Raw genomic sequence first — 24182 nt, forward strand, 5'->3', positions numbered from 1 at the left:
ATCACGCGATACGGCATTTTTGGGCCTTTTGCGCTTGATAGATGGGCACTTTTCGGAGAGATTGCGCCCCCTGAACAGGACCTATTTCATGACCATGCAGCCCTCCACCTCAGGCAACCGCACCATCGCCTGGCCAAGCGTCATCACCGTGATCTCGGCGGCGATCCTGATCGGCGCAGAAGTGTTCGGCGCGGCGTTCGCCGGCGGCTGGGCGCTCGCGATTCTGCTCGGGCTCGACGACGTCGCCGCGCACATCCTGCAGGCGGTGCTGTTCGGCATCGGCGTGCTGATCATGATCGCCTTCATCCGCGCAGCTCAGCGCGTCGAGCCGTTCACGCGTCGCGCGTGAGTTTGAGCGATTCAAGAAAGCACTGCGGCACAAGGCTAAAACGCACACACGCTTCGTTAGTCATTCTTAACAGCCGTTCATCTTCAGCGCGTCCGACGCGTGCTGCGCGCGACATCGCAAGCACGCGTTAGGGAAATTTGCCGCTATCGCAAAAAAATTCTTGCGCCACGAAGTCAAAAGACTTATTTCCTGCCTTGCCCAATTTCGCACGTGCCTGTGGTCGTGTGTCAGTCGGTAGGTATCCGGACAAGAGGCCGGACAGCCGCCAAGGGGTGGAAGAACCGAGGGTCGCTTACGTCCATCAGGACACGAGGCGACCAGCATCTCTCTCCAGGGATGCCGTTGAAGGTCTCACCACTCTTTGCAACCGTGACTGGCAGCCGGAGGCGAACCGGCGCACCCCGCTCTCAACGGGGGACGCGACTTAAAGCAACGACGGATCGGGCTTTTTTGGTCTCTACCGGCGGTCCAACGCCGGCCCGGGCTACTGAAAAGGCTTGTCCTTCATTGCCAGGTGATCGGGCGGGAAACTCTCCCAACCAATCCACGGCAGCACAGTCTGGTTTGAGTCTCTTGGCCTCAACGCGCCTCCATCGCGCGATGTGGCCGAAGCGCTCTTACCCGACGTCACGTTGATGCGGATCCCGTCGCTGGGGCCGTTGGAGAGTGCCATGACTGAACGTATCCAGGAATTCCTGCGCCACCGCCGCCAGGATGGACTCGACACCGAGCCGTGCCTCGTCGTCGACCTCGAAGTCGTGCGCGACAATTACCAGACCTTCGCCAAGGTGCTGCCGGACAGCCGCGTGTTCTACGCGGTGAAGGCCAATCCTGCGCCCGAAGTGCTGTCGCTGCTGGCCTCGCTCGGCTCCTGCTTCGACACCGCGACAGTTGCGGAGATCGAGATGGCGCTGGCCGCCGGTGCGACGCCGGACCGCATCTCCTTTGGCAACACGATCAAGAAGGAGCGCGACATCGCGCGTGCCTTCGCGCTCGGCATTCGCCTGTTCGCGGTCGATTGCGCCGCCGAGGTCGAGAAGATCGCCCGCGCCGCCCCCGGCGCCAAGGTGTTCTGCCGCATCCTCTATGACTGCGCCGGCGCCGAGTGGCCGCTGTCGCGCAAGTTCGGCTGCGACCCGGAGATGGCGGTCGACGTGCTCGACCTCGCCAAGCGCCTGGGCCTGGAGCCGTGCGGCATCTCGTTCCATGTCGGCTCGCAGCAGCGCAAGGTGAAGGCGTGGGACCGCGCGCTCGCGATGGCGTCGACCGTGTTCCGTGACTGCGCCGAGCGCGGGATCAACCTCACCATGGTCAACATGGGCGGCGGCTTCCCGACCAAGTACCTCAAGGACGTTCCTCCGGTCCTGCAATATGGCCGGTCGATCTTCCGCGCGCTGCGCAAGCATTTCGGCAACCAGATTCCGGAGACGATCATCGAGCCGGGCCGCGGCATGGTCGGCAATGCTGGAATCATCGAGACCGAAGTCGTTCTGATCTCGAAGAAGAGCGACGAGGACGAGGTGCGCTGGGTCTATCTCGACATCGGCAAGTTCGGCGGTCTCGCCGAGACGATGGACGAGTCGATCCGCTACGCCATCCGCACCCCGCATGACGGGGCGGACATGACGCCGTGCGTGCTCGCGGGCCCGACCTGCGACAGCGCCGACGTGCTGTACGAGAAGCTGCCGTATCCGCTCCCGGTGACGCTCGAGATCGGCGACAAGCTGCTGATCGAAGGCACCGGCGCCTATACGTCGACCTACTCGTCGGTGGCGTTCAACGGCATTCCGCCGCTGAAGACCTACCACATCTGACCCGCCTCCTTTTCGAGGCCTGATAAACCGGGAGCCGGCCCCGCCGGCTCCTCCCCGATCATTTTTGATTTTCCTGAACGACGCTTGCCGCGGCGTACGACATGCCGTTGCAAGCGGGGACTGACGTGCCATGACTGCAAAACGGAACACCCCCGTTGCCCTCATCCGAGATGCCGCCCCGTTCGCGATCCGTGCGGAGCGTGGCTCGGACGTCGTCGCACGCGAAGCGCTGCTGGATGCCTGCTTTGGCTGTAATCGCCATACGCGCACCTGCCAGCGCCTGCGCGACGGACGCGCGCCCGCCGAAGGCCTGAGCCTTGCGGCCGTGCGCCAGGACGGCCGGCTGGTTGGAACCGTGCGGTCGTGGCACGTCAGCGCGGGGGGCCGCAGCGCGCTGATGCTGGGGCCGCTGGCAGTCGATGACGACTGCCGCGGCCTCGGCGTCGGCGCCGCGCTGATGCAGCGTGCGCTGGCGGTCGCCAAGGCGCGCGGCCACGGCGCCGTGATCCTGCTTGGCGATGCGCCCTACTACGCCCGCTTCGGCTTCACCGCGGCCAAGACCGGCGAGTTGTCGCTGCCGGGCACATTCGAGCGCGAGCGGCTGCTCGGCGTCGAGCTTGTCGCGGGCGCGCTGGATGGCGCCTGGGGCATGATCACGCCGACCGGCGCGCCGCTGCCCGAGGCCAAGGCATCGCGGACGCGATCCCGGACCCGGAAGGCACCGCTCGCCGTGCCGCACGCGGCGTAAGGCGGGCCGCCATGTCGGAGCACCTTCCCATCACCGATGGCGCGCGCCCGCGTTGGCGCGGCCTCGTCACCACGGTCATGCTTATTCTGATCTCGGTGATGATCGTCAGGGATATCCTGGTCCGGCGCTGGACCGGCACGCCGCCATCGCCGCCGGACGCCACGCAGCAGTCCCGCTAACGCCGCCCGCGCCAGGCCTGAACCAAGGGGTTGCGCGGGCGCCGAAAATGCCCGTAAACCCCGCGCAAAGCCATTTTCAGTCGAGGTCCAACATGTCCCGCCGCCTGATTTCCACCGGCTCGCCCTTTGAGAAGACCGCCGGCTACAGCCGTGCCGTGATCGATGGCGACTTCGCCTTCGTCGCAGGAACCACCGGCTATGACTACGCCACGATGACCATGCCGGCAGATGTCACGAGCCAGTCACGGAACTGCTTCAAGACCATCGAGGCCGCCCTCAAGGAGGGAGGCTTTGCGATGGCCGACATCGTCCGCGCGACCTACTACCTCACCGACGCCCGTGACGTGGATGCCCATTTCGCGGTCTGTGGCGAGGTCCTCGGCGACATCCGCCCGGCCGCAACGATGCTGATCGTCGCGGGGCTCTACAAGCCCGAGATGAAGGTCGAGATCGAAGTCACCGCGAAGCGTCGCACCCCCTGATCCACTCTGTCCGCCGCTAGGCACTCTCCTGGAGAAAATGATGAGCCCCGCCTCGCAGATCTACGCGAAGATCACAGGTCCCATTGTCATGATCGGCTTCGGCTCGATCGGCAAAGGCACGCTGCCTTTGATCGAGCGGCATCTCGACTACGACAAGTCGCGCGTCACCGTGATCGACCCCAAGGACGAGGGCCGCAAGGCGCATTGCGAGAAGCACAACGTCAAATTCATCCAGAAGGCCGTGACCAAGGACAATTATCGCGACCTGCTGAGCCCGCTGCTCACTGAAGGCGGCGGCCAGGGCTTTTGCGTCAATCTGTCGGTCGATACCGGCTCGACCGACATCATGGAGCTCTGCAACGAACTCGGCGCTCTCTACATCGACACCGTCAACGAGCCCTGGCTCGGCTTCTATTTCGATTCGTCGAAGGGCCCGGAAGCGCGCTCCAACTACGCGCTTCGCGAAGTGACGCTGGCCGCCAAGAAGGCGCGCCCCGCAGGCTCGACGACGGCCGTCTCCTGCTGTGGCGCCAATCCCGGCATGGTCTCATTCTTCGTCAAGCAGGCGCTGCTCAACGTCGCCGCGGATCTGAAGCTCAATGCCCCGAAGCCGAAGACCAAGGCCGAATGGGCGGACTTGATGCGACAGGCCGGCGTGAAGGGCATCCACATCGCCGAACGCGACACCCAGCGCTCCAAATCGCCGAAGGAGCCTGACGTCTTCGTCAACACCTGGTCGGTGGAAGGTTTCCTGTCGGAAGGCGTGCAGCCGTCCGAACTCGGCTGGGGCACCCATGAGAAATGGATGCCCGAGAATGCGCACACCCACGAAGCCGGCTGCGGCGCCGCCATCTATCTGATGCAGCCCGGCGCCAACACGCGCGTGCGCACCTGGTGCCCGACCCGCGGCGCGCAGTATGGCTTCCTCGTCACCCACAACGAGTCGATCTCGATCGCCGATTACTTCACGGTGCGTGACGCATCGGGCACGGCGATCTATCGGCCGACCTGCCACTATGCCTATCACCCGGCCGATGACGCCGTGCTGTCGCTGCATGAAATGTTCGGCCGCGCAGCGAAGATGCAGGAAAAGCACCACATCCTCGATGAGAACGAGATCGTCGACGGCATCGACGAGCTCGGCGTGCTGCTGTTCGGCCATGACAACAATGCCTACTGGTACGGCTCGCAGCTCTCCATCGAGGAGACCCGCAAGCTCGCGCCCTATCAGAACGCCACCGGCCTGCAGGTGACGTCCGCCGTGCTCGGCGGCATGGTGTGGGCGCTGGAAAACCCGAACGAAGGCATCGTCGAGGCCGACGAGATGGACTTCGATCGTCTCTTGGAAATTCAGCTGCCGTATCTCGGCCCGGTGAAGGGTTTCTACACCGACTGGACCCCGCTGACGGATCGTCCGGGACTGTTTCCGGAAGACATCGACACCAGCGATCCCTGGCAGTTCAAGAATATTCTGGTGCGCTGACCCGAAAGGTCATCCCGGGATGCGCGCTTCGGCGCGCAGACCCGGGATCTCGAAATTGTTGCGCGAGATTCGCAGGTGCGCGAGTGCGCACCATGGTTTATCGCTGCCCCGGAATGACTTCGTCATCTCGCCATGTAGTCGAACGCGACCGAGCCGAGGCCGAGGGTCAGGTCTGCCTTGAAATGCAGCGCCGAGACCACCTCGCGCACCGGCAGGCGGGCGACGTCGCACAGCGCGTGCGGAAACAGGCCGAGCGCGGCGGGGCCGGTCCAGGCCTCCTTCAGCGTGATGTCTTCCAGATGAAACCGCACCAGCTCGCAGATCCGCGGGCTGCCGTCGACATGCGGGATGATCTTCAGAATGAAGTTCGGCGCCGTCATCGACTTCAAGACGGTGTCGTGATCGACCCTGCGATGCTTGTAGCCCATGGTGGCGGAGGCGCAGAGCACCGAGCCGTAATGCAGCGAGCCGACCAGCACATCGCTCTCGACCTCGATCTTGGGCTTTGCGAGCTTCTTCGGAAATCCCCACAGCTCGCGGCCGCCGGCGATCGGGCCTTCGTCGTCGAGATACATCGCGTGGGTGTAGGCGCCCTCCTCGCCCCTGAAGCGCACCGGGATCACCTGCCCGGTCTCGGTGTAGTCGCCGAAGCCGGTCGAGTCCGGCATGCGGATGAACTCGTACTTCACGACAGGCTCGGCGACCTCGAGCGGCTCCGGCACCACGGCGGCGAGCGCTTCCGGGTCGGTCTTGTAGGTGATGATGAAATATTCGCGGTCGAAGAACCGGTAGGGGCCCGGCGGAAACGACGGGTTGGTGAGCGGCATCGAATAGGCGGTGCGCCGGACGTCCTCGATCTTCATGGCAGGCCCCATCTGTCGTTGGCGAGACGACAGATTATGGAGGGCGCCGGCGGCGGAGGCGAGACCGTATAATCGGCAGCGTCCGTCAAATCCGCGTCACAATGCGGGCCGCGGCGCGCTTACTTTTTCTCGATCGGCGGCGCGGTCTTCTCCGCGGGCGCGGGCGGCAGCACCGGCTTGGCGCCGGACTTCCGTGCCTCATCGTCGGGACGCGCGGGCTGCGGCGCCGGCGTGGTCGGCCGCTCGCCGCCCGGCTTCGACTCGGCCGGCGGCGCCGTCTGCTGCGGCTCGGGCGTCGGCGTCGGTTGCAGCGGCTGGGTCGCCTGCGCGATCTCCTGCGGCGGAGCGGCATTGATCGCGTGCAGCGAAAGCACCGCGATCGCAACGCCCGCTGCCACCAGCGTCGAGGCGATCAGCATGTCGATTCGCAACCTGGTCCGATCCACAGCCATCTCGTTCACCTGCGCCTTGTCCGCGGGGTCAACGATCCCGCCACGGCATGGTTCCGAAGCGGTGCCTGCGGGAACCTCGGCTCAATCCGTGGTGCTGACCTCCCAGGTCGCGTGCCGCACGCCGGGCTGATGCTGCAGGTCGACCACCACGGCATTCAACTCGTTGGGTTCGACCGCGGTCGAGACCAGCGTCGCCACGATCTCGAGGAAGTCGTCGCCGGCCTCGACCACGTCGACATCGGCAACAGGGTAGTTCGCTGCCTCCAGCTTCTCGACCAGGCGGTCGCGCATGTCGGGCAATGCCTCGGGAGTGACCGCGAGCTTGAAGTAGTAGGTCGCCTCCGAGGCCTTCTCGTTCAGCGGGATGCGGTTGATGGCGTTGACCAGCGGACGCAGCAGCGTGTTGCCGGCGATCACGAACACGGTCAGCGCCGCCGCCTGCGCCACGAGGTCGGCACCGGCGCAGGAGCCGACCGCGGCCGAGGCCCATAGCGTGGCCGCGGTGTTGAGGCCGCGCACGTCCATGCCCTGCTTCATGATGACGCCGGCGCCGAGGAAGCCGATCCCCGACACCACATAGGCGATCACCCGCACCGCGCCGTCGGCGCCGGCCAGATGCATCGCGAGGTCGACGAAGGCGGCAGCGCCGACCGCGACCAGCACATTGGTGCGCAGACCCGCGGTGCGCTGTCGGTACTGCCGCTCAGCGCCGATCAGGGTGCCGAATACAAAGGCCGTGGTCAGGCTGACCAGCGTGTCGATGAAGTCGGCGAGCTGGAACGTGGTGAGAAATCGCATGACGCTGCGGCCCCGGCGCGAGCTTCGTCTTTTGACGCGTTTTCTTCATGCGAACCGGTACTCACTTCGCTCGAAAACGCTTCGTCTGCCGCGATCTCTTACATTTCCACGATGCCCGCGTCACAATCTTCCGTGCCGAAGGCGAGCAGCGTGCCCTTGGCATTCCATCCGAGCGCCGACACCGCCGTGCCGGCGTTCCGGCGCACCAGGATCTCGGCGCCGTCCTCGAGGCGGACCATCAGCACGGTGCCGTCGGCATAGCCGACCGCCATGATGTCGTTCTTCGGATGGCAGGCGACCACGGCGACCCGCGCCGGCATCGGCGCCAGCATCGCCGGCTCCTTGCCCATCGGGCCGTCCTTGCTGGTGAACGGCCAGACGATCACGGTGTCGGCGCCCGAGGTCGCGAGCCCCTTGCCGCCGACGCTCCATGACATCGAGCGCACGCGGCCGGGATAGCCGCTCATCCGCATATGCCGGTTGTCGGCGAGCCGCCAGCCATGCATCGCGGGCTCGTGCATCGCGGTGACGAGGAATTTGTTGTCCGGGCTGAACATGACGGCGAGATGCGAGCCGGCCCATTCCAGAAACTCCGGATTGGCCGCCATGTTGGGAAACCACAAGGTCACGCCGTTGTAATGCGCGATCGCAAGCCGCAGGCCCTTCGGCGCAAAGGCTAGCCCGCCGACGGTCGACGGTACCTCGAAGGTTTTTTCCTCGCCCTTCGGATTGCGCACGAACGCGGTCTTGCCCGCCGACCATGCCAGCGTGCCGTCGCTGTGCAGGGCGACGTTGTCGATCCAGCGCCGCTTGGCGTCGGTCGCAATGACAGAGGTCTCGCCCTTGGCGTCGATCGCGATCAGCTTGCCGTCGTCACCGCCGGTGACGAGCCGCTTACCGTCGGAGGCGGCGCACAGGATGGCGCCGAAATGCGTCTGCGTCCGCGTGATCTCGCCGTCGGCGGTCGCGATCGCAACGCCCTCCTCGGAGCCGACGAAGAACGCGCGGTCGCCGAGGAAATGCACCGAGCTCACCGCCGCGCCGAGCGGCAGCGGCTTGACGCGGTCGGTGATCGAAACGATGGAAGAAGGGGCCTCGCCCGGATCGAACTCTTTCATCACGTGGTGATGCACTGCTCGAAGCCGTCGCGGATCGCCTGCTCGGGCAGTTCGCGACCGATGAACACGACGCGGCTCTCGCGCTTCTCGCCGTCCTTCCATTTCCGCTGATGGTCGCCCTCCAGCATCATGTGGACGCCCTGGAACACGTAGCGGTCGTCATCGCCGGTGAAGGCGAGGATGCCCTTCGAGCGCAGGATCTTCTGGCCCTCGGTGGCGACGAGCTGCTGCAGCCAGGGCATGAACTTGGTCGGGTCGAGCGGCTTCTCCGAACGCAGCGACAGCGATTGCATGTCCTCGTCGTGATAATGCTTCAACCCGGCATGGCCGTGCTCGTGATCATGGTGGTGGTGATTATGATCATGGTGATGATGATCGTGATCATGGTCGTGATCGTCGCCGGCCTCGAGGAAATCCGGCTCGATCTCCAGGATGCGGTCGAGATCGAACGCGCCGCGCTCCAGCACGTCGGTCAGCCCGACCTGGCAACGCTCGGTGCGGTGCAGCTTGGCATAGGGATTGATGCCGCGGATGCGGGCTTCGACCTCGGCGAGCTCGGGCTTGGAGACCAGGTCGGTCTTGTTCAGCACGATGACGTCGGCGAACGCGATCTGGTTCTTGGCTTCCGGCGCGTCCTTGAGGCGGTCACTCAGCCATTTGGCATCGGCGACGGTCACGACCGCGTCGAGCCGGGCGTTCTTCTGCACGTCCTCGTCGACGAAGAAGGTCTGCGCGACCGGCGCGGGATCGGCAAGGCCGGTGGTCTCGACGATGATGGCGTCGAACTTGCCCTTGCGCTTCATCAGGCCGTCCATGATGCGGACGAGGTCGCCGCGCACCGTGCAGCAGACGCAGCCATTGTTCATCTCGAACACTTCCTCATCGGCGCCGATAATGAGGTCGTTGTCGATGCCGATCTCGCCGAATTCGTTGACGATGACGGCGTATTTCTTGCCGTGGTTTTCCGACAGGATGCGGTTCAACAGCGTGGTCTTGCCGGCGCCGAGATAGCCCGTCAGCACGGTCACAGGAATTTTTTGCGAAGCTTCAGCCATAACAACTCCGAAGGAACTTGGGGCCGCGCTCAATCCAGGCAGGGAGGCCCCTGCCCTACTCGGCGAGCGCGCTGATCAGGGCCTTTATATTGTGCCTGACCATATCAATGTAAGTGGGTGCATCGCCCTTTTCGGCCGTCAAACCGTCCGAATACAGGGTGCCGCCGACCCGGGCGCCGGTCTCGGCCGCGATCCGCTCGATCAGGCGGGGATCGCTGATATTTTCGAGAAAAACTGCCGGAATTTTCGCAACCTTGATCTGGGCGATGATGGCGGCGATATCGCGCGCGCTGGGCTCGGAATCCGTGGACACGCTGAGCGGCGAGAAGAACGTGACGCCGTAGGCGTCGGCGAAATAGCCGAAGGCGCCATGGGTCGAGATCACCTTGCGCCGCGCCTCCGGCACTTTCGCCACCGCCTCATGCACCTCGCGGTCGAGCGCCTCGAGCTTGGCCAGATAGGCGTCGGCATTGGCCTTGAAGATGGCTGTGTGGTCGGGGGCCGCGGCGATCAGCCCGTCGCGAATATTGACGACGTAGATCTTCGCATTGGCCACGGATTGCCAGGCATGCGGATCGTCATGCCCGCCCATCTTTCGTGGCATGATCCCCTTGGTCGCCACCGCGACCGGCGCCTTGCTGCCCGAGGCCTGCAGCAGCCGCGGCATCCAGCCCTCGAAGCCGAGACCATTGATCACCACGAGCTTGGCGTCGGCGACCTTCTTGGCATCCGCCGGCGTCGGCGCGTAGACATGCGCGTCGCCGTCGGGCCCGACCAGCGCCGTCACGTCGACATTATTGCCGCCGACATTGCGCACCATGTCGGCGAGGATCGAGAAGCTCGCGACGACATTGATGCGCTCGGCGGCGCGCGCCGGTCCACTCGCCAGCAGCAGCGCCAGACCAATCAAACCGAACAATCGCCGCATCGTACTCACGCCTCGAGATGGCGGCCGGGAAACAGCTGCCGCACCAGGCCGCTGACATTACCGAACAGCAGCGACACAATATACAGCCCCGCCGCGACCAGGATGATCGCGGGGCCGGATGGAATCCGGGTCTGGTACGACAGCACCAGTCCGGCATAGCCCGACAGCATCGCGCTCACCACCGCGATGCAGATCATGGTGGTGATGTCGCGCGACCAGAACCGCGCAATGCCCGCGGGCAGGATCATCAGTCCGACTCCGAGCAGCGTGCCGAGCGCGTGGAAGCCGTTGACGAGGTTGACCACGACCAGCGCGAGGAAGGCGAGATGCGCCGGCGCGCCGGCCCGGCTCACGGTGCGCAGGAATACCGGATCGACGCATTCGATCACCAGCGGGCGATAGATGACCGCGAGCACCAGGAGCGTGAGGGTGGCGTTGAACGCGATCACCAGCAGGGTCTGGTCGTCCATCGCCAGGATGTTGCCGAACAGCACGTGCAGCAGGTCGATATTGGTGCCCTTGATCGAAACAATCGTGACGCCGAGCGCGAGCGAGACCAGATAGAAGGTCGCAAGCGAGGCATCCTCCTTCAACTCGGTGGTGCGGGCGACGAGGCCGGCGAGCAGCGCTACGGCAAAGCCCGCGATCAGGCCGCCGGTCGTCATCGCGAACAGGTTGAGCCCTGACAGCAGGAAGCCGATCGCCGCCCCCGGCAGGATCGCATGCGCCATGGCGTCGCCGACCAGGCTCATCCGCCGCAGCATCAGGAACACGCCGATCGGCGCACCGCCGAGCGACAGCGCGATCACCGCCGCCAGCGCGCGGCGCATGAACTCGAATTCGGTGAAGGGCGTGACCAGCGCGTCGGATAGCATCGGCGTCAGGCGGCCCGCGAGCGTGGATCGGCGGCGCAGGCCGCGGCGCTATCGTCGAACGCCTCGCACATCCGCATTGCGACCATCAGATTGTCCGCCGTCAGCGCCTCGGCGGTCGGTCCCCATTCGACCGGGCCGCGCGCCAGCAGCAGCGTCTCCGGGAAATTGTTGCGCACCATGTCGAGGTCATGCAGCGCCGCCAGCACGGTGCGCCCCTCGCCGTTCCACCGCTTCACCAGCGCCAGCAGGTCGGCGGTGGTCTTGGCGTCGATGGCGTTGAACGGCTCGTCGAGCACGATCAGCCGGGCGTCCTGCAACAGCACGCGCGCGAACAGCATGCGCTGGGTCTGGCCGCCGGACAGCGTGCCGATCGGGCGGTTTTCGAATCCGTTGAGGCCGACGGCGGCGAGCGCCGCCAAAATCTTCTCGCGCGCGGCCTTGCCGATGCCGCCGAAGAAGCCGGTGGAGCGCCACAACCCGGTGCCGACGAAATCGAACACCGAGATCGGGAAGCTGCGGTCGATGTCTGCAGATTGCGGCAGATAGGCGATGTCGCGATGATCCAGCCCGTCGAGATCGATCACGCCCGACAGCGGCTTGAGCACGCCGGCGATGCCGCGCAGCAGGGTCGACTTGCCGGCGCCGTTCGGGCCGATCACGGCGAGCAGCGCACCGGCCTCGACGGCGCCATTGAGATGGTGCACCGCCGGGTGGCGGTCATAACCGAGCGTGACGTCACGGAAGGTAACAAGAGCAGCCACCGGTCTCACCTCATCGCCAGCCAGACGACAGCCCACAGGCAGGCACTGACCGCGAGCGCCGCGAGCAGTCGGCCCGGCACGGGCATGCGCAGGATCGACCAGTGCGCGGCCTGCGCCGGATGCGCGTGCGGGGCGTGGCTGTGCCCGTGGGGGGCGTGGCCGTGATGGTGGTGCTCGTGGGTGTGCGTATGCGCCATGGAACGACTGTTATATTATAACATAACGCGAGTCTACAAACGAGGAACTCATGGCCGACCCGCAAAACCGGGGAGATTTGAGCTGCGGGGGGCAGGTCGTTTGTCTACCGGCTTGTCTATGTGAGCTAGACCCAGGGCTGCCAATCCCGTCACCCTGAGGTGCGAGCAGAGCGAGCCTCGAAGGGCGACGGCCCGGCTGGTGGCCGTGCATCCTTCGAGGCTCGCAAGAGCTCGCACCTCAGGATGACGGGATGTAGAGCAGATTCAAGCACGCGGTGTCATCACCCGCGCGGGCGTGCGCTGGCGGGTGATCCAGTATTCCAGAGGCAGTCGTGCTTGAGCCGAGAGGCCGCGGCGTACTGGGCGCCCGGTCGAGCCGGGCGATGACAAGCTTTAATGGTGACGCAGCTTCGCATTCTGGCGGCATGTTTCCGATTGGCACGTGCGGAAAATACCGGCGGAAGGCTTCGGCGACGGAGCGGCAGCCCTATGCGACCAGCACATAGACCAGCATGGCAGCGGTGATCGCCATCCAGACGAGCGAGAGGCGGAAATACAGCAGATCCCAATTCATGGGCGCGAGCGTACACGCCCGCGCTGACGCCAACCTTTCACCAGGTTAAGGCATCGCGGATTGATTCACTAAGCACGCCAGCGGAATGGATTGGTGGTTGGCACGCCGGAAGACACAGCTCCGGCCCTCAATTTATGAACATGGCAATCGCCACGAGGATGACCGGGCTCAGCCCCATCAGCACGACAAACACGCTGTAAAGTAGGTTGCCCATAACGCCGCCCTACGTTGGAAGGGGAAGCTATGCCGGGAGGAACTCGGCAAGCCAGTGCAGTTTGTGCCACCGGTGTTCGAGCTTTGGGAATTACCCAGTTATCTCAGGTACCTAGCTGGACACCCCGTAACACTACGGGGCGACACAGCTCAGGCAGAGAAAAGGGCGACGAGCGCCACCACCGCCAAAGCGGTAGCGACGCACCCTGCGATCATGACCCAGTCCTGACGCTTCGCCATGCCGGACACGCTCACCCGGCCGGCGCAGGTCGCGTTGACCTAGGTCAACCGGCCAAAATCATTCGTCGGCCGTCGAGGCATCACGCAACGAGGCAGCCTCACGCCTCGCGCGCGTAACTCTTCAACCTTGCCTCAAGCACCGCGATCACCTGGTCGCGGACCGGATCGCGGGAGCCTTTCAGCCAGGCGGCGGCGAGCGGCAGGCGGCAGGCGCTGCTGCCGCGCTTCAGGCGGAGCGGCACAAAGCGGACGCCGGATATCGCCATCCGTGCGGTCCAGCGCGGCACGATGGCGACGCCGAGCCTTGCTGCGACCATGTTGACGATGGTCTGCTTCTCGTCGGCGATCTCCTGGATAAGCGGCGTCAGCCCGGCCTCGAACATCTTTTTATGCGGCCAAGACGTGAATGCCCGGCGCAAGGCCGGGCATGACGCGTTGTGGGGGAAGCGATCGAGCTCGTGTGCTCTCCGGCAAGAGCCGGGCGCATCGTCACAGTGCGGGGGTCCACCTGTTGCGATGACGGTAGAGCTTTGACAGGCTGAAGTTTCCGACCTCTTGTTCGCCCTTGCGGAAAATGGCTATCGCCTTCTGAACGCTCATTTCCGAAATGATATCGGGCCGGCTCCCACAGAGCATGACGAGCTCGAAGATCAGATTGGTGAGGGCGGGCATATCGGTCCATTGCTGCGTCTGATAGGGCTCCTCCCAATGAGCCCAGGCCCAATCTTCGATCAGATAGAGACCATCGCTCTTGAGATAATGGAAGGACGCCTCGAAGCTTGCTCGCGAGAGCTCGTATTGATGCGAGGCGTCGTCGATAATCATATCTATTCGCTGGCCGGGGAATTCCGTCCTGATGATGGTCTGGACGCGCGCGGTGTCGCCTTGCGACGTATTGTAGTATAATTTGACGCGGTCCGTCAGACCGTGGTCGCGGATCAGGCCAAGCACCGCTGGGCTCGCAGGTCTGATATCGATCCCGACGAACTTGATACGTTCCTCGATCGCGGCAAGAAGCAAAGCCGAACCACCTTCGAAGATGCCGAATTCCAGGATATTGGTAACCCCGTTCTCGCGAATGAGGCTTTTGTAGCGATCAATCATCCCGCGGTTCTTGATGATCGCGATGGAATCCTTCGTCGTCCTGGCATCATTGAAGTTCTGCCTGATCAGGCCAAACTTCATGTTGTTGATCACGAAGGTATTCTCATCACTCCAGACTTCATCCATTGGGAACCCCCTGTCGATATTGACTCAATTAACTGATCGCTGTTGTTTGCCCTGTGGCGTGCAGAGCCTCTCCTGCCAGATAAGCGGTATTTTTTCTCCATCCTCCGACGGTGCTTGGCGCAATTCCTCGCCTGCAATCTGCATGCCTGGCGGACATGGCCACGCAGTTGTCATCGAATCACTGGCCGATTTGCATCCGGCGCCAGCCGTTGTAGTTGAGATCGATGACGAACCGACGGCACACGCCTTCGGATCGATCCGCGTCGGCCACACCAGCTTGAACGGCGGAAGTGTCGGGCGTCGGCCCGCCGCGTTGGCGATCACTTTGAGACGCCGCACGCCTTCAGACAGCGTCGGCTGAATCCAGCCGCCTTCGGAGCTCTCGTTCCAGGCATAGATCACAACGCTCTTGAAGCGATCGTTGCGCGGATTGTTGGCCGCCTGACTGATTGCAGCACGGATTTGCCGTGTCCATTCCTCATCGGTGGCAGGTTGACACCAGTCCGGATTCGGCTTGCGAGTTTTCAGTTCCTGAGGATCGCGCAAAGCCGGTCGATAATCCCAGCCAAGCGTCACGGTTGGTAGGAAGCCTCCAGAACCATTCTGGGCTTCGGCTTGCCAGGCTTTCTGTGCAAGAGCCGCGCAACTGGCGTACGGCAGGGATTTTCCATTCGACCCAAGGGCGGTCGCATATGTACTCGCCGCATCAAATCCTATCCTGTGAGCAACGGGCTCCGTCTCGGACAGGTTGAAGAGCAAGGCAACCAGGTAGAGATCTCGGCCGGTCGCGGCCTTGACCCGATCCCTCATATCCTTCAGGGCCGCCTTTGTACCCTCTTCACCCCCAAGCCCCTTTATCCACGGGGTCATCGTACCAAGCAGGAAGAACACAGGCGCCGAGCCGTCGCTCGCCCGCATGTAATCCGGCCCAGCTACCGCTTTGCTGATTGCATCACTCACCATCGGCACATCACGAGGGGGGAATGACAGGTTGAAATTCAGCGCGTATTTGATGCCGAGCTTGTCTGGAAGCCGAAGAAAATTTCCCAACGCCCGATTGAGCGCCACGGCTCGACTGGGATCGCGTCCCCAGGAAGAACTCTCCAGGTAGTAGCCGAAGATGAAATAATCCAAGCCTGCGGACTTCGCGTAATGCACGTCCGCATTCAGTGCTCGTTCGGTGTTTCCGGGAAAACCGAGATTTCCGTTCGGCAGACGCTCTGTGTAATACGGAGCGCGCGCGCGCAATCCAGGGTCGGCCAGGACCTGCCCATAGGGACTGTCGAGACTCCAATTGTCCCACCGAATGGCACCTAATGAGACCTTGCTCGACGAGGCCGGTGCCGCAGTTGGTGCGGCGGGCGCTGCGGGTGCCACGGCGGAAGGACTGCCCTTGCTCACCTGAGCCATGGCTGGGAATGAGGAGACTGCCGTCGCAAGCACAACAAGCAGACGGATCGAGCAGTGTCGGGCTGTCCACATCATCACTTTCCCTTGGTCCAAAGCCGCCATGATGCGGCTCGGGATTTCGGTTGTTACTCGACATGCATTCAAGAAGTAACAAAGGGCGCTTATGTGGCGGCGCACTGCAATCGTATCCGTTGAAGCGGAACATCGATGCAACAGCGTGACATCAGACTTGCCTTGGTTCTCGCGAGCATTGCGCCGCGATTCACATTAGGTCGAAGCAGAACGGGATCGGTGGAACTTTCTGCGCCATGCGTTTCAGTTGATCGAGGAACTTTCTGCCGCCGAAATGGGCACAGGCGTTACCGCGCTCCATGCCTCGCGACGACACGGTTGAAAAATCGAATGATCCTTCCATTGGTTGAAGACAGAGGCTCCGCGTTTTGCAACACAGGTCCCGAATCCATCGATCCGCAAAACGCGTGGTGGAATGGATTCCGAACTCGCGCTTCGCACGCCCCGGAATGAAGAGAGAGAGAGAGAGAGAGAGAGAGAGAGAGACGTGTTCACGCCTCGCGCGCGTAACTCTTCAACCTTGCCTCAAGCACCGCGATCACTTGGTCGCGGACCGGATCGCGGGAGCCTTTCAGCCAGGCGGCGGCGAGGGGCAGGCGGCCGGCGCTGCTGCCGCGCGTCAGGCGGAGCGGCACAAAGCGGACGCCGGGGATCGCCATCCGTGCGGTCCAGCGCGGCACGATGGCAACGCCGAGCCTTGCTGCGACCATGTTGACGATGGTCTGCTTCTCGTCGGCGATCTCCTGGATACGCGGCGTCAGCCCGGCCTCGTCGAACAGTTTTGTCGTCAGATCGTGGCTGTGCGGCCGCGAGCGGCGCTCCGGCACGATCAGGGGCTGATCCGCGATGTCGGGCAGCACGATCTGCTTGCGCCGCGCCAGCGCGTGCTTGTGCGACAGCGCCACCACGGCGGTCTCCTGCAACAGCGGGACAAACTCGATGCGGCGGTCGGGCCGCTCCGGCGGGCGCACGAAGGCGAGGTCGAGCGCGCCAGACAGCAGCTTCGGCAGCAGGCGGATGGTCTTCTCCTCGAGCAGTTGCACGGCAACATCAGGATGGGCGGCGCGGAGGTCGCGCAGCAGCGGCGGCAGCAGGCCGGCCGCCGCGCTGTCGATCGCGCCGATCCGGAAGCGGCGCGCCTGTGGCTTGCGCAGCCGACGGCGAAAGCCGTTCTCGATCGCCTCAGCGCGGCCGAGCAGCGCGCGGCCCTCGCGCAGCAGCACAGCGCCGTCCTCGGTCAGCGACACCGCGCGCGTGGTGCGCGCGAACAGCCGCACCCCGAGATCCTCCTCCAGCAGCTTGATGTGGCGGCCGAGCGCCGACGGCATCATCTGCAGGCGCTGCGCCGCGCGGCCGAAATGCAGTTCCTCGGCAGCCGCGACGAAGCAACGAAGCTGGTGCAGTTCCAAGACGTCGCTTCCTTATGCCCCGCGTTCGTCATGGCCGGGCTTGTCCCGGCCATCCATGTCTTTTCTTTGCCGCCAAGACGTGGATGCCCGGCACAGGCCGGGCATGACGCCAAGTGAGGTCGGGTCCGATTATATCATTTTTTTGTATAAACCGGCGCGGATTGAAGCGGAAGGGCGCGAGCTTCTAGGCTTCCCGGTGGCGCGCGACAGGCGCCGTCCCAACAAACAAGACGAACCCGGGAAGAAGCCCATGGAAAGCCAGCTTGGCGCGCGCGTATTGCGCAAGATCTCACTGCGCATCGTGCCGTTCATCATGCTGCTGTACTTCGTGGCCTTCATCGACCGCGTCAATATCGGCTTCGCCTCGCTGACCATGAACAAGGACATCGGCTTGTCGCCGACCGTCTATGGCTTCGGCGCCGGTATCTTCTTCTGGGGCTACTTCCTGTTCGAGGTGCCCTCCAACATCATCCTGCACAAGATCGGCGCGCGGATCTGGATCGCGCGGGTGATGATCACCTGGGGCCTGGTCTCGGCGGCGATGGCGCTGGTGCAGGGCGCGACCAGCTTCTACGTGCTGCGCTTCCTGCTCGGCGCCGCCGAAGCCGGCTTCTTCCCCGGCATCATTCTCTATCTCTCCTACTGGTTCCCGGCGCGGCAGCGCGCCGCCGTCACCGCGCTGTTCATGGCGGCGGCGCCGCTCTCAACCGTGCTCGGCTCGCCGCTCTCCGGCGCACTGCTGGAGATGGACGGAATGCTCGGCTTCAAGGGCTGGCAATGGCTGTTCGTGCTGGAGGCCGTGCCCGCCGTGCTGCTGGGCTTCGTCGTGCTGGGCTTCCTGACCGACCGGCCGGAGCAGGCCAGCTGGCTGGCCGACGACGAGCGCGCCTGGCTGGTCAAGACCATGAAGGCCGAGAACGACGGCAAGGCCACGACCGCGAGCCACAGCATCTGGCGCGGCCTCGCCGACCCGCGGGTGCTGGCGCTGGCGCTGGTCTATTTCGGCACCTCGGCCGGGCTCTACACACTTGGGGTGTGGGCGCCGCAGATCATCAAGGCGTTCGGCCTGTCGTCGATCCAGGTCGGCTTCCTCAACGCCGTACCGGCGACGGTTGCCGTCATCGCAATGGTGCTATGGGCGCGACATTCCGACCGCACCGGCGAGCGCACCTGGCACGTGGTGCTGGCCTGCCTGATGGCCGCGGCGGGACTTGCGCTCGCCGGGCTGTGGACCGGCCTTGCCGCCGTGATCGCGGCGCTGACCCTGGTCAATATAGGCATCTCCTCGTCGAAGCCGCCGCTGTGGAGCATGCCGACCATGTTCCTGTCCGGCTCGGCCGCAGCGGCCGGGATCGCCACCATCAACTCGATCGGCAATCTCGGCGGCTTCGTCGGGCCGGCAATGATCGGCTGGATCAAGGAGCGCACCGGCAGTTTCGACGGCGGTCTTTATTTCGTCGCCGGCCTCCTGGTGCTCTCGGCCGTGCTCACGCTGCTGCTGTCGCGCGCGCAGAGCGCGCCGGCACAATCCGAACCGCAACCCAATCCCGTGCGAACCCGCTAACCATCGATCGGAGAGATCCCATGCGTATCCATTCCATCGCCGCCATTCCCGCCGACGGCATCGGCCCCGAAGTGATCTCCGCGGGTGTCCGCGTGCTGGAGGCGCTGGCGAAGCGCAGCGGCGACATCAGCTTTAACGTCAAGACCTTCGACTGGGGCTCGGACTATTACAAGAAGCACGGCGTGATGATGCCGGCCGACGGGCTCGCGGAGCTGAAGAACTTCGACGCGATCTATTTCGGCGCGGTCGGCGCGCCCGATGTGCCCGACCACATCACGCTGTGGGGCCTTCGCCTGCCGATCTGCCAGGGCTTTGACCAATACGCCAATGTGCGGCCGACCAAGATCCTGCCCGGCGTCGCCTCGCCGCTGCGCAATGTCGGCGTCGGCGATCTCGACTGGGTGATCGTGCGCGAGAATTCCGAAGGCGAATATGCCGGCATGGGCGGCCGCGCGCACAAGGGCCTGCCGGAAGAGGTCGGCACCGAAGTCGCTGTCTTCACCCGGGTCGGCGTGACGCGGATCATGCGCTATGCGTTCCAGCTCGCGCAGTCGCGGCCGCGCAAATTCCTCACCGTGGTGACCAAGTCGAACGCGCAGCGCCACGGCATGGTGATGTGGGACGAGATCGCCGCCGAGGTGGCGAAGGACTTCCTCGACGTCACCTGGGACAAGATGCTGGTCGACGCCATGACGGTGCGCATGACGCTCAATCCGAAGAGCCTCGACACCATCGTCGCGACCAATCTGCATGCCGATATCCTCTCCGACCTCGCCGGCGCGCTGGCCGGCAGCCTCGGCGTGGCGCCGACCGGCAACATCGACCCGCAGCGCCGCTATCCCTCGATGTTCGAGCCGATCCACGGCTCGGCCTTCGACATCACCGGCAAGGGTATCGCCAACCCGGTCGCGACCTTCTGGACCGGTGCGCAGATGCTGGAGCATCTCGGCGAGAAGGACGCCGCGGCGCGCCTGATGGCCGCGGTCGAGAAGGTGTGCGCGGCCGGCGTGCTGACGCCCGACGTCGGCGGCAAGGCGACGACCAGGGAAGTGACCGACGCGGTGATCGACGCGATCCATGGATCGAATGTGTAAGGCGGCGACGGTCTCGTCGCATCACGCAGTGAGGCGAGCGCGCTAGTCAGACTCCCTTCCCCCTTGTGGGGGAGGGTTGGGGAGAGGGTACCACTTGCTCCGCTCTCCATGAGGATTAGCGACGCCCGCTGCGCACGCTGATCAACGATTGCCCTATCTCTCGCCGTCTCGCCCGGGGCCACCCCTCACCCCACCCTCTCCCACAAGGGGAGAGGGAGCCTGAGAGGGGTGCTCACCTCACGAAAGCGTACCCGCCTCCGCGCAATTGGTCAGCCGCGCGGGCACGCCGATGGCGGTGCAGCCGGCGGGCACATCCGTCGTCACCAGCGCGCCGGCGCCGATCCTGGCGAAATCGCCGATCGAGAGATGTCCGATCACGGTGGCGCCGGCGCTGAGCAGCACGCCGTGGCCGATCTTCGGCGCGCGGCGCGGATCATCCTGATGCCGCGCGATGGTGACGTTCTGCAAAATCGTGACCTCGTCACCGACCGAGGCCAGCGCGCCGATGATGATGCCGGTGCCGTGATCGAGGAAAACAGCGGTTCCGATCCGGGCCGACGGGTGAATGCTGATCTGCAACTGGTCCGCCGTCGCGCTTTGCATCATGAGCGCAAGGTCGGGGCGGTCCTCGCGCCACAGCCAGTTCGATACCCGCCAGGCTTGCAGCGCGACGAAGCCCTTGAAGTTGAGCAGCGGCGGCAGGAAGCCCGTGATCGCCGGATCACGGCGCACGATGGCCGTGAGATCGGTGGCCGCGGCATCGACCAGCACGGGCTCGGCCGCATAGGCTTCGCGGGCGGTCCGCGCGAACTGCGCGCGATCCTCATTCGCGCGGCTGATATGCCGGCCGATCAGAAAAGCGAGCGCACCGCCGAGGTCGCCCTGATCGAGAATGAAGGCGGCCGACGCCTCGAGGAACGGATCGGCCGCGATCGCCGCCTCCGCTTCGCGCCGGATCGCGAGCCAGAGCTCGCCGGCCGTCACTGTCGCTGATCCCGCCATGGTCTTCACCTCATCGTCCGGATCCCAAACGATAGAGTGGGCGTCACCATCCCAAAATGCAAACCGCCCGCTTGCTCATCGCAAACGGGCGGCTCGGGGCCATCAGGTTCTATGGGGGCACATCGCCTGAAGGCTAGCTATTGCCTCGCGCGATCAGCCCTGCGGCGGCTGGTCGGTCGGCGGGGTCGGACGGGTCTTGTGCTGCGCCATGAAGGCGTCGAACTCTTCCTTGTCCTTGGCGTGGCGCAGGCGATCGAGGAAGTTCTTGAACTCGACCTGCTCCTCCTCGAGACGGCGCAGCGTGTCCTGGCGGTACTCGTCGAAGGCACGGTTGCCGCTGGAGGGCGGACCGAAGCCGCCGAACGGGAAGCCGCGGCGCTCCATGCGGCTCTTCATCCGCTCCATCTTGTCCTGCATGCGCTCCATCTTGTTCGCCCAGCGATCCTGATCGTAGTGACTCCAACAGGCCATCTTTCTGCTCCCGAGTGTGAAAAAGAGAAGGGCGAGGCCGATCGGCCACCAGATCATGAAGCCGAGGATGATCCCGGCGATCTTCAGGGGATGCCACGGCGTCGCGTAGAAGTAGGGACGGTAGGGCTCTTCGACGGGGCCGCGCCAGCGATTGACATCAGCGGTGTAGGCCATTTCCTTCTCCATCACGGCATCACGCCGTTGTGAATGTAAATAACATTTACATAGGTAGCCGATCCCTTGGGAAAGTCAAGCAGCGCGGGTGACGCACCCCTCGGATTATTTTTGGCTTGGCCGTTGAACCTTATTTCGGCTTGCCCCACGGACCGGCCGGCTTGTCGTCGGCGGCCGCGGTTCCAGGCCGGCGGTCGGTCGGGAAGCCGAGGCCGCGCAGATAGATCAGCACTTCGGCCTCGAGCAGATCCTCCGGCGACATCGGCAGCTTGCGCCGCGCGGCATCGCCGCGGCCGAACAGCGAGGCGACGCCGTGCGACATCGCCCAGATGTGCAGCGCCATCATCATCGCCGGCGGACGCGGCATGCCGGGCGGCGCCAGTGCCGCAAGCCGTTCGGCAGCGGCGCGGATGATCGCGAAGGCGCGCTCGCTTGCGGCCATCAAGGTCGGATTGGAATCGACCGGCAGGCCGGATTCGAACATCGCGGAATAGAACGCGGGCTCCTCGCGGGCGAAGGCGAGATAGGCCTTGCCGACCCGCTCGAACGCCGTGACAGTGTCGGGGCGGCCGTCGTCCCAGGCCTGCGTCAACAGCGATTCGAACTGCTCGAAACCGCGCTGCGCGATGCTGGCGATCAACTCGTCGCGGTCGCGGAAGTGGCGGTACGGCGCGGCCGGGCTGACGCCGGCCATCCGCGCGGCATCGGCGAAGGTGAAGCCGGCCGGCCCCTTCTTCGAGATCAGGTCGAGTGCGGCCTGCAGCAACGCCTCTTTGAGATTGCCGTGATGATAACCGCGCTCGGCGCGGCCTTGGTCCTTGCGCCAGCTCATGTGAACGGCTTTTACATGAGCTGGCGGTAAAGGTCACTAGCGGGGCGGCGGCGCGTCAATCAAGATTAACGGACCAGTCAGTCGGGGGGCTTCCGCGCAACGCCGTCAGGCACGTTGCATGACTAGGCGGGGACGTAGGTCAACCTGATCGTGTTTTCGCCTATCCGGTCGCTTGCCACCAGGCGGAGCGGCGCGCGGGGCCCGACGAAGAATGGCTTGCCGCGCCCGAGCACGATGGGCCGGAGGTACAGTCGATACTCGTCAATCAGGCCAAGCTCGGTCAGACTCCCCGCCAGGTCCGGCCCGGCGACTTCGATCTCCCCGTCGAGCCGGGCCTTCAGCCCGCGCACCGCCGCCTCAACGTCCCCCTCGACCAGTGTCGCGTTGGGTCCGACGGATTTCAGCGAGCGCGACACGACCCACTTTGGCCGTCTCCGCCACACTGCCGCATAGTCGCGCTCCTCTGCATCCCAATCAGGAAGGTCGTCGTCCCAATAGCGCATCACCTCGTACATGCGGCGGCCGTACAACATGCCGGCCACGCTGCGCACCTGCTCGATGAAATGACGAAAGAGCCCGGTGTCCGGCACCATCGCCTGATGATCGACATAGCCGTCGAGCGACTGGTTCAGTCCGAAGACAAGCTTCGCCATGGCGCAAGACCTCCACTCCAGGGCTTTCAGATTTGCTCGGGCCGGCGTGACCTGGACACGAAGTCGGCCACTGGCGAGCGGAGGCCCTCTCCGCGAGTTACACAGTGGAGAGGACCTCCATCCGCCGCGCTGCGCGCGACGACCTCCCCCGCGAGCGGGAGAGGTTCAGGGAGCCCATGGCCCAAAACGATTGCCTATCGGCCCGGGATCGGCAGCACCGGCATGATCTCCACGGCTTCGCCCGGGAAGATCGAGAAATGCGGATGGTTCTCGAACAGCTTTGCCGCCGCTTCATGCGAGGGCGCGCGCACCACCGTGAAGCCGGTCATCAGATTGGCGATGTCGGTGACGCCGCCCTGCCCGACCTTCTTGGTCTTGCCGAGCGGTCCGCCCATCTCGACGATCACGTCATGGTGCTTCTCGACCCAGGCGCCCCAGGCCGCCATGCCCTGCTGCTCCTTGGCACGCCGTTCGGCCTCGGGCAGCGCATTCCAGGCTGCCATCCGCGAGCCGGTGCTGGCGCCGCCGAGATAGACCGCGAGAAAGGTGTTGGTGCTCATCTTGCATCTCCGTTGTGGTCGTTGCTGGTTTGACGATCGTTTGCTGACGCGATGACGCTGTGCGGCGGCATCGCTACGTGTTGCAAGGCCGGATCATGCGGTGTCAGCGCAGCGCCTTGCCCCAGCCGCCCTGCGGATGCTCGAAGGTGGCGGCCGCCTGCTGCACCTCTTCGGAGAAATCGGCCATCTCCTGCACCTGGCGGATCTCGATCATCTCGTTCGCGGTGGCCGGGCACTTCCTGGCCCATTCGATTGCCTCGGCGCGCGAGGCGACCTCGATCATCCAGAAGCCGCCGATCACTTCCTTGGCCTCGGTGAACGGGCCGTCGATCACGACCGGCACGCCGGTGTCGAACTTGACGCGCGCGCCGGCAGCCGGCGGATGCAGGCCTTCCAGCGTGATCAGTACGCCGGCGTCCTTCAGCGCCTGATTGTACCGCATCATCGCGGCGACCCGTTCGGGGTCGAGTTCGAGCTTGGCCGGCGCGGACTCGTAGCCGAGCGGGATCATCAGCATCATGAAACGCATTGGTCGGATTTCCTTGCCTGTTGAATCACTCGCAATCTTCACCCTCGTCATGC

The 24182-nt window shown here is 64.6% G+C and carries 26 protein-coding genes and 1 pseudogene; 8 read left to right on the forward strand and 19 right to left on the reverse strand.

What is annotated here, in order from left to right; all coding sequences use genetic code 11:
- Positions 1-88: 88 nt before the first annotated feature.
- From J2R78_RS11595 to J2R78_RS11620, 6 genes are all read left to right on the forward strand, one after another.
- Positions 89-349 (forward strand): hypothetical protein, encoded by a 261-nt coding sequence (locus J2R78_RS11595; protein WP_028332864.1) that lies wholly within the window; start codon positions 89-91, stop codon positions 347-349.
- Between the two features lie 671 nt (positions 350-1020).
- The gene (locus J2R78_RS11600) at positions 1021-2163 is read left to right on the forward strand and encodes a type III PLP-dependent enzyme (RefSeq protein ID WP_253604465.1); all 1143 of its coding nucleotides are present in this window, start codon (positions 1021-1023) and stop codon (positions 2161-2163) included.
- Between the two features lie 130 nt (positions 2164-2293).
- The gene (locus tag J2R78_RS11605; protein WP_168857867.1) at positions 2294-2911 is read left to right on the forward strand and encodes a GNAT family N-acetyltransferase; all 618 of its coding nucleotides are present in this window, start codon (positions 2294-2296) and stop codon (positions 2909-2911) included.
- Between the two features lie 11 nt (positions 2912-2922).
- Positions 2923-3090, forward strand: coding sequence for a hypothetical protein (locus J2R78_RS11610; RefSeq protein ID WP_229192890.1), 168 nt, complete (start codon positions 2923-2925; stop codon positions 3088-3090).
- A gap of 92 nt (positions 3091-3182) precedes the next feature.
- On the forward strand, positions 3183-3572 hold the full coding sequence (locus J2R78_RS11615; protein ID WP_253604467.1) for a RidA family protein: 390 nt from the start codon (positions 3183-3185) through the stop codon (positions 3570-3572).
- Positions 3573-3612: 40 nt separating this feature from the next.
- Positions 3613-5055: a homospermidine synthase gene (locus J2R78_RS11620; RefSeq protein ID WP_028341360.1), complete on the forward strand. Its 1443-nt coding sequence runs from the start codon at positions 3613-3615 to the stop codon at positions 5053-5055.
- Between the two features lie 122 nt (positions 5056-5177).
- On the opposite strand, the gene J2R78_RS11625 is transcribed toward J2R78_RS11620, so the two are convergent.
- The 13 genes and pseudogenes from J2R78_RS11625 to J2R78_RS11685 all read right to left on the reverse strand — a co-directional run bounded on the left by J2R78_RS11625 (position 5178) and on the right by J2R78_RS11685 (position 17250).
- The gene (locus tag J2R78_RS11625) at positions 5178-5918 is read right to left on the reverse strand and encodes an acetoacetate decarboxylase (protein WP_253604468.1); all 741 of its coding nucleotides are present in this window, start codon (positions 5916-5918) and stop codon (positions 5178-5180) included.
- 119 nt (positions 5919-6037) lie between these two features.
- Complete coding sequence (locus tag J2R78_RS11630; RefSeq protein ID WP_253604469.1) at positions 6038-6370, reverse strand: hypothetical protein; 333 nt, start codon at positions 6368-6370, stop codon at positions 6038-6040.
- Positions 6371-6451: 81 nt separating this feature from the next.
- The gene (locus J2R78_RS11635) at positions 6452-7168 is read right to left on the reverse strand and encodes an MgtC/SapB family protein (RefSeq protein WP_038384367.1); all 717 of its coding nucleotides are present in this window, start codon (positions 7166-7168) and stop codon (positions 6452-6454) included.
- 98 nt (positions 7169-7266) lie between these two features.
- Positions 7267-8286, reverse strand: coding sequence for a WD40 repeat domain-containing protein (locus J2R78_RS11640; protein WP_253604470.1), 1020 nt, complete (start codon positions 8284-8286; stop codon positions 7267-7269).
- Positions 8286-9341, reverse strand: coding sequence for a GTP-binding protein (locus J2R78_RS11645; protein WP_225163849.1), 1056 nt, complete (start codon positions 9339-9341; stop codon positions 8286-8288). Before J2R78_RS11645 ends, J2R78_RS11640 begins: the two co-directional genes overlap by 1 nt.
- Positions 9342-9396: 55 nt before the next feature.
- On the reverse strand, positions 9397-10269 hold the full coding sequence (locus J2R78_RS11650) for a metal ABC transporter substrate-binding protein (RefSeq protein WP_253604471.1): 873 nt from the start codon (positions 10267-10269) through the stop codon (positions 9397-9399).
- Positions 10270-10274: 5 nt separating this feature from the next.
- On the reverse strand, positions 10275-11144 hold the full coding sequence (locus J2R78_RS11655) for a metal ABC transporter permease (RefSeq protein ID WP_168857863.1): 870 nt from the start codon (positions 11142-11144) through the stop codon (positions 10275-10277).
- A 5-nt stretch (positions 11145-11149) separates the two neighbouring features.
- On the reverse strand, positions 11150-11905 hold the full coding sequence (locus J2R78_RS11660; protein WP_028332852.1) for a metal ABC transporter ATP-binding protein: 756 nt from the start codon (positions 11903-11905) through the stop codon (positions 11150-11152).
- A 5-nt stretch (positions 11906-11910) separates the two neighbouring features.
- Positions 11911-12102, reverse strand: a complete 192-nt coding sequence (locus J2R78_RS11665) for a hypothetical protein (protein WP_253604472.1) — start codon at positions 12100-12102, stop codon at positions 11911-11913.
- A gap of 1125 nt (positions 12103-13227) precedes the next feature.
- Positions 13228-13572 (reverse strand): annotated as a pseudogene (locus J2R78_RS11670) (LysR substrate-binding domain-containing protein); the annotation flags it as partial.
- Between the two features lie 46 nt (positions 13573-13618).
- On the reverse strand, positions 13619-14359 hold the full coding sequence (locus J2R78_RS11675; RefSeq protein WP_057016230.1) for a class I SAM-dependent methyltransferase: 741 nt from the start codon (positions 14357-14359) through the stop codon (positions 13619-13621).
- Positions 14360-14383: 24 nt separating this feature from the next.
- Positions 14384-15871, reverse strand: a complete 1488-nt coding sequence (locus J2R78_RS11680; RefSeq protein WP_253604473.1) for a hypothetical protein — start codon at positions 15869-15871, stop codon at positions 14384-14386.
- A gap of 461 nt (positions 15872-16332) precedes the next feature.
- Positions 16333-17250: a LysR family transcriptional regulator gene (locus J2R78_RS11685; protein WP_253604474.1), complete on the reverse strand. Its 918-nt coding sequence runs from the start codon at positions 17248-17250 to the stop codon at positions 16333-16335.
- A 250-nt stretch (positions 17251-17500) separates the two neighbouring features.
- Between J2R78_RS11685 and J2R78_RS11690 the strand changes: the two genes are divergently transcribed.
- Together J2R78_RS11690 and J2R78_RS11695 are read left to right on the forward strand one after the other, a co-directional pair.
- Complete coding sequence (locus J2R78_RS11690) at positions 17501-18814, forward strand: MFS transporter (protein ID WP_253604475.1); 1314 nt, start codon at positions 17501-17503, stop codon at positions 18812-18814.
- A 20-nt stretch (positions 18815-18834) separates the two neighbouring features.
- Complete coding sequence (locus J2R78_RS11695; RefSeq protein WP_253604478.1) at positions 18835-19908, forward strand: tartrate dehydrogenase; 1074 nt, start codon at positions 18835-18837, stop codon at positions 19906-19908.
- Positions 19909-20145: 237 nt separating this feature from the next.
- On the opposite strand, the gene J2R78_RS11700 is transcribed toward J2R78_RS11695, so the two are convergent.
- From J2R78_RS11700 to J2R78_RS11725, 6 genes are all read right to left on the reverse strand, one after another.
- Positions 20146-20910: a serine acetyltransferase gene (locus tag J2R78_RS11700; RefSeq protein WP_253604481.1), complete on the reverse strand. Its 765-nt coding sequence runs from the start codon at positions 20908-20910 to the stop codon at positions 20146-20148.
- A gap of 153 nt (positions 20911-21063) precedes the next feature.
- Positions 21064-21555 carry a DUF2852 domain-containing protein gene (locus tag J2R78_RS11705; RefSeq protein WP_253604484.1) on the reverse strand — a complete coding sequence of 164 codons (492 nt, stop codon included), beginning with the start codon at positions 21553-21555 and terminating at the stop codon, positions 21064-21066.
- A gap of 130 nt (positions 21556-21685) precedes the next feature.
- Complete coding sequence (locus J2R78_RS11710) at positions 21686-22387, reverse strand: TetR/AcrR family transcriptional regulator (protein WP_092087570.1); 702 nt, start codon at positions 22385-22387, stop codon at positions 21686-21688.
- A gap of 122 nt (positions 22388-22509) precedes the next feature.
- A complete protein-coding gene (locus J2R78_RS11715) occupies positions 22510-23040 on the reverse strand; it encodes a dihydrofolate reductase family protein (RefSeq protein ID WP_253604486.1) in 531 nt (176 codons plus the stop codon).
- A gap of 194 nt (positions 23041-23234) precedes the next feature.
- Complete coding sequence (locus J2R78_RS11720; protein WP_253604489.1) at positions 23235-23600, reverse strand: hypothetical protein; 366 nt, start codon at positions 23598-23600, stop codon at positions 23235-23237.
- Positions 23601-23703: 103 nt separating this feature from the next.
- Positions 23704-24129 (reverse strand): YciI family protein, encoded by a 426-nt coding sequence (locus tag J2R78_RS11725; RefSeq protein ID WP_028332843.1) that lies wholly within the window; start codon positions 24127-24129, stop codon positions 23704-23706.
- Positions 24130-24182 lie beyond the last annotated feature (53 nt).

The sequence above is a fragment of the Bradyrhizobium sp. USDA 4538 genome (genome assembly GCF_024171045.1).
Taxonomy (GTDB): Bacteria; Pseudomonadota; Alphaproteobacteria; order Rhizobiales; family Xanthobacteraceae; genus Bradyrhizobium; species Bradyrhizobium australafricanum.

Excerpts from the sequence above, each read along its gene's own strand:
- J2R78_RS11595 (WP_028332864.1), top strand. The coding sequence starts at position 89 with ATGACCATGCAGCCCTCCACCTCAGGCAACCGCACCATCGCCTGGCCA.
- J2R78_RS11600 (WP_253604465.1), top strand. The coding sequence starts at position 1,021 with ATGACTGAACGTATCCAGGAATTCCTGCGCCACCGCCGCCAGGATGGA.
- J2R78_RS11605 (WP_168857867.1), top strand. The coding sequence starts at position 2,294 with ATGACTGCAAAACGGAACACCCCCGTTGCCCTCATCCGAGATGCCGCC.
- J2R78_RS11610 (WP_229192890.1), top strand. The coding sequence starts at position 2,923 with ATGTCGGAGCACCTTCCCATCACCGATGGCGCGCGCCCGCGTTGGCGC.
- J2R78_RS11615 (WP_253604467.1), top strand. The coding sequence starts at position 3,183 with ATGTCCCGCCGCCTGATTTCCACCGGCTCGCCCTTTGAGAAGACCGCC.
- J2R78_RS11620 (WP_028341360.1), top strand. The coding sequence starts at position 3,613 with ATGAGCCCCGCCTCGCAGATCTACGCGAAGATCACAGGTCCCATTGTC.
- J2R78_RS11625 (WP_253604468.1), bottom strand. The coding sequence starts at position 5,918 with ATGAAGATCGAGGACGTCCGGCGCACCGCCTATTCGATGCCGCTCACC.
- J2R78_RS11630 (WP_253604469.1), bottom strand. The coding sequence starts at position 6,370 with ATGGCTGTGGATCGGACCAGGTTGCGAATCGACATGCTGATCGCCTCG.
- J2R78_RS11635 (WP_038384367.1), bottom strand. The coding sequence starts at position 7,168 with ATGCGATTTCTCACCACGTTCCAGCTCGCCGACTTCATCGACACGCTG.
- J2R78_RS11640 (WP_253604470.1), bottom strand. The coding sequence starts at position 8,286 with ATGAAAGAGTTCGATCCGGGCGAGGCCCCTTCTTCCATCGTTTCGATC.
- J2R78_RS11645 (WP_225163849.1), bottom strand. The coding sequence starts at position 9,341 with ATGGCTGAAGCTTCGCAAAAAATTCCTGTGACCGTGCTGACGGGCTAT.
- J2R78_RS11650 (WP_253604471.1), bottom strand. The coding sequence starts at position 10,269 with ATGCGGCGATTGTTCGGTTTGATTGGTCTGGCGCTGCTGCTGGCGAGT.
- J2R78_RS11655 (WP_168857863.1), bottom strand. The coding sequence starts at position 11,144 with ATGCTATCCGACGCGCTGGTCACGCCCTTCACCGAATTCGAGTTCATG.
- J2R78_RS11665 (WP_253604472.1), bottom strand. The coding sequence starts at position 12,102 with ATGGCGCATACGCACACCCACGAGCACCACCATCACGGCCACGCCCCC.
- J2R78_RS11675 (WP_057016230.1), bottom strand. The coding sequence starts at position 14,359 with ATGGATGAAGTCTGGAGTGATGAGAATACCTTCGTGATCAACAACATG.
- J2R78_RS11680 (WP_253604473.1), bottom strand. The coding sequence starts at position 15,871 with ATGGCGGCTTTGGACCAAGGGAAAGTGATGATGTGGACAGCCCGACAC.
- J2R78_RS11690 (WP_253604475.1), top strand. The coding sequence starts at position 17,501 with ATGGAAAGCCAGCTTGGCGCGCGCGTATTGCGCAAGATCTCACTGCGC.
- J2R78_RS11695 (WP_253604478.1), top strand. The coding sequence starts at position 18,835 with ATGCGTATCCATTCCATCGCCGCCATTCCCGCCGACGGCATCGGCCCC.
- J2R78_RS11700 (WP_253604481.1), bottom strand. The coding sequence starts at position 20,910 with ATGGCGGGATCAGCGACAGTGACGGCCGGCGAGCTCTGGCTCGCGATC.
- J2R78_RS11705 (WP_253604484.1), bottom strand. The coding sequence starts at position 21,555 with ATGGCCTACACCGCTGATGTCAATCGCTGGCGCGGCCCCGTCGAAGAG.
- J2R78_RS11710 (WP_092087570.1), bottom strand. The coding sequence starts at position 22,387 with ATGAGCTGGCGCAAGGACCAAGGCCGCGCCGAGCGCGGTTATCATCAC.
- J2R78_RS11715 (WP_253604486.1), bottom strand. The coding sequence starts at position 23,040 with ATGGCGAAGCTTGTCTTCGGACTGAACCAGTCGCTCGACGGCTATGTC.
- J2R78_RS11720 (WP_253604489.1), bottom strand. The coding sequence starts at position 23,600 with ATGAGCACCAACACCTTTCTCGCGGTCTATCTCGGCGGCGCCAGCACC.
- J2R78_RS11725 (WP_028332843.1), bottom strand. The coding sequence starts at position 24,129 with ATGCGTTTCATGATGCTGATGATCCCGCTCGGCTACGAGTCCGCGCCG.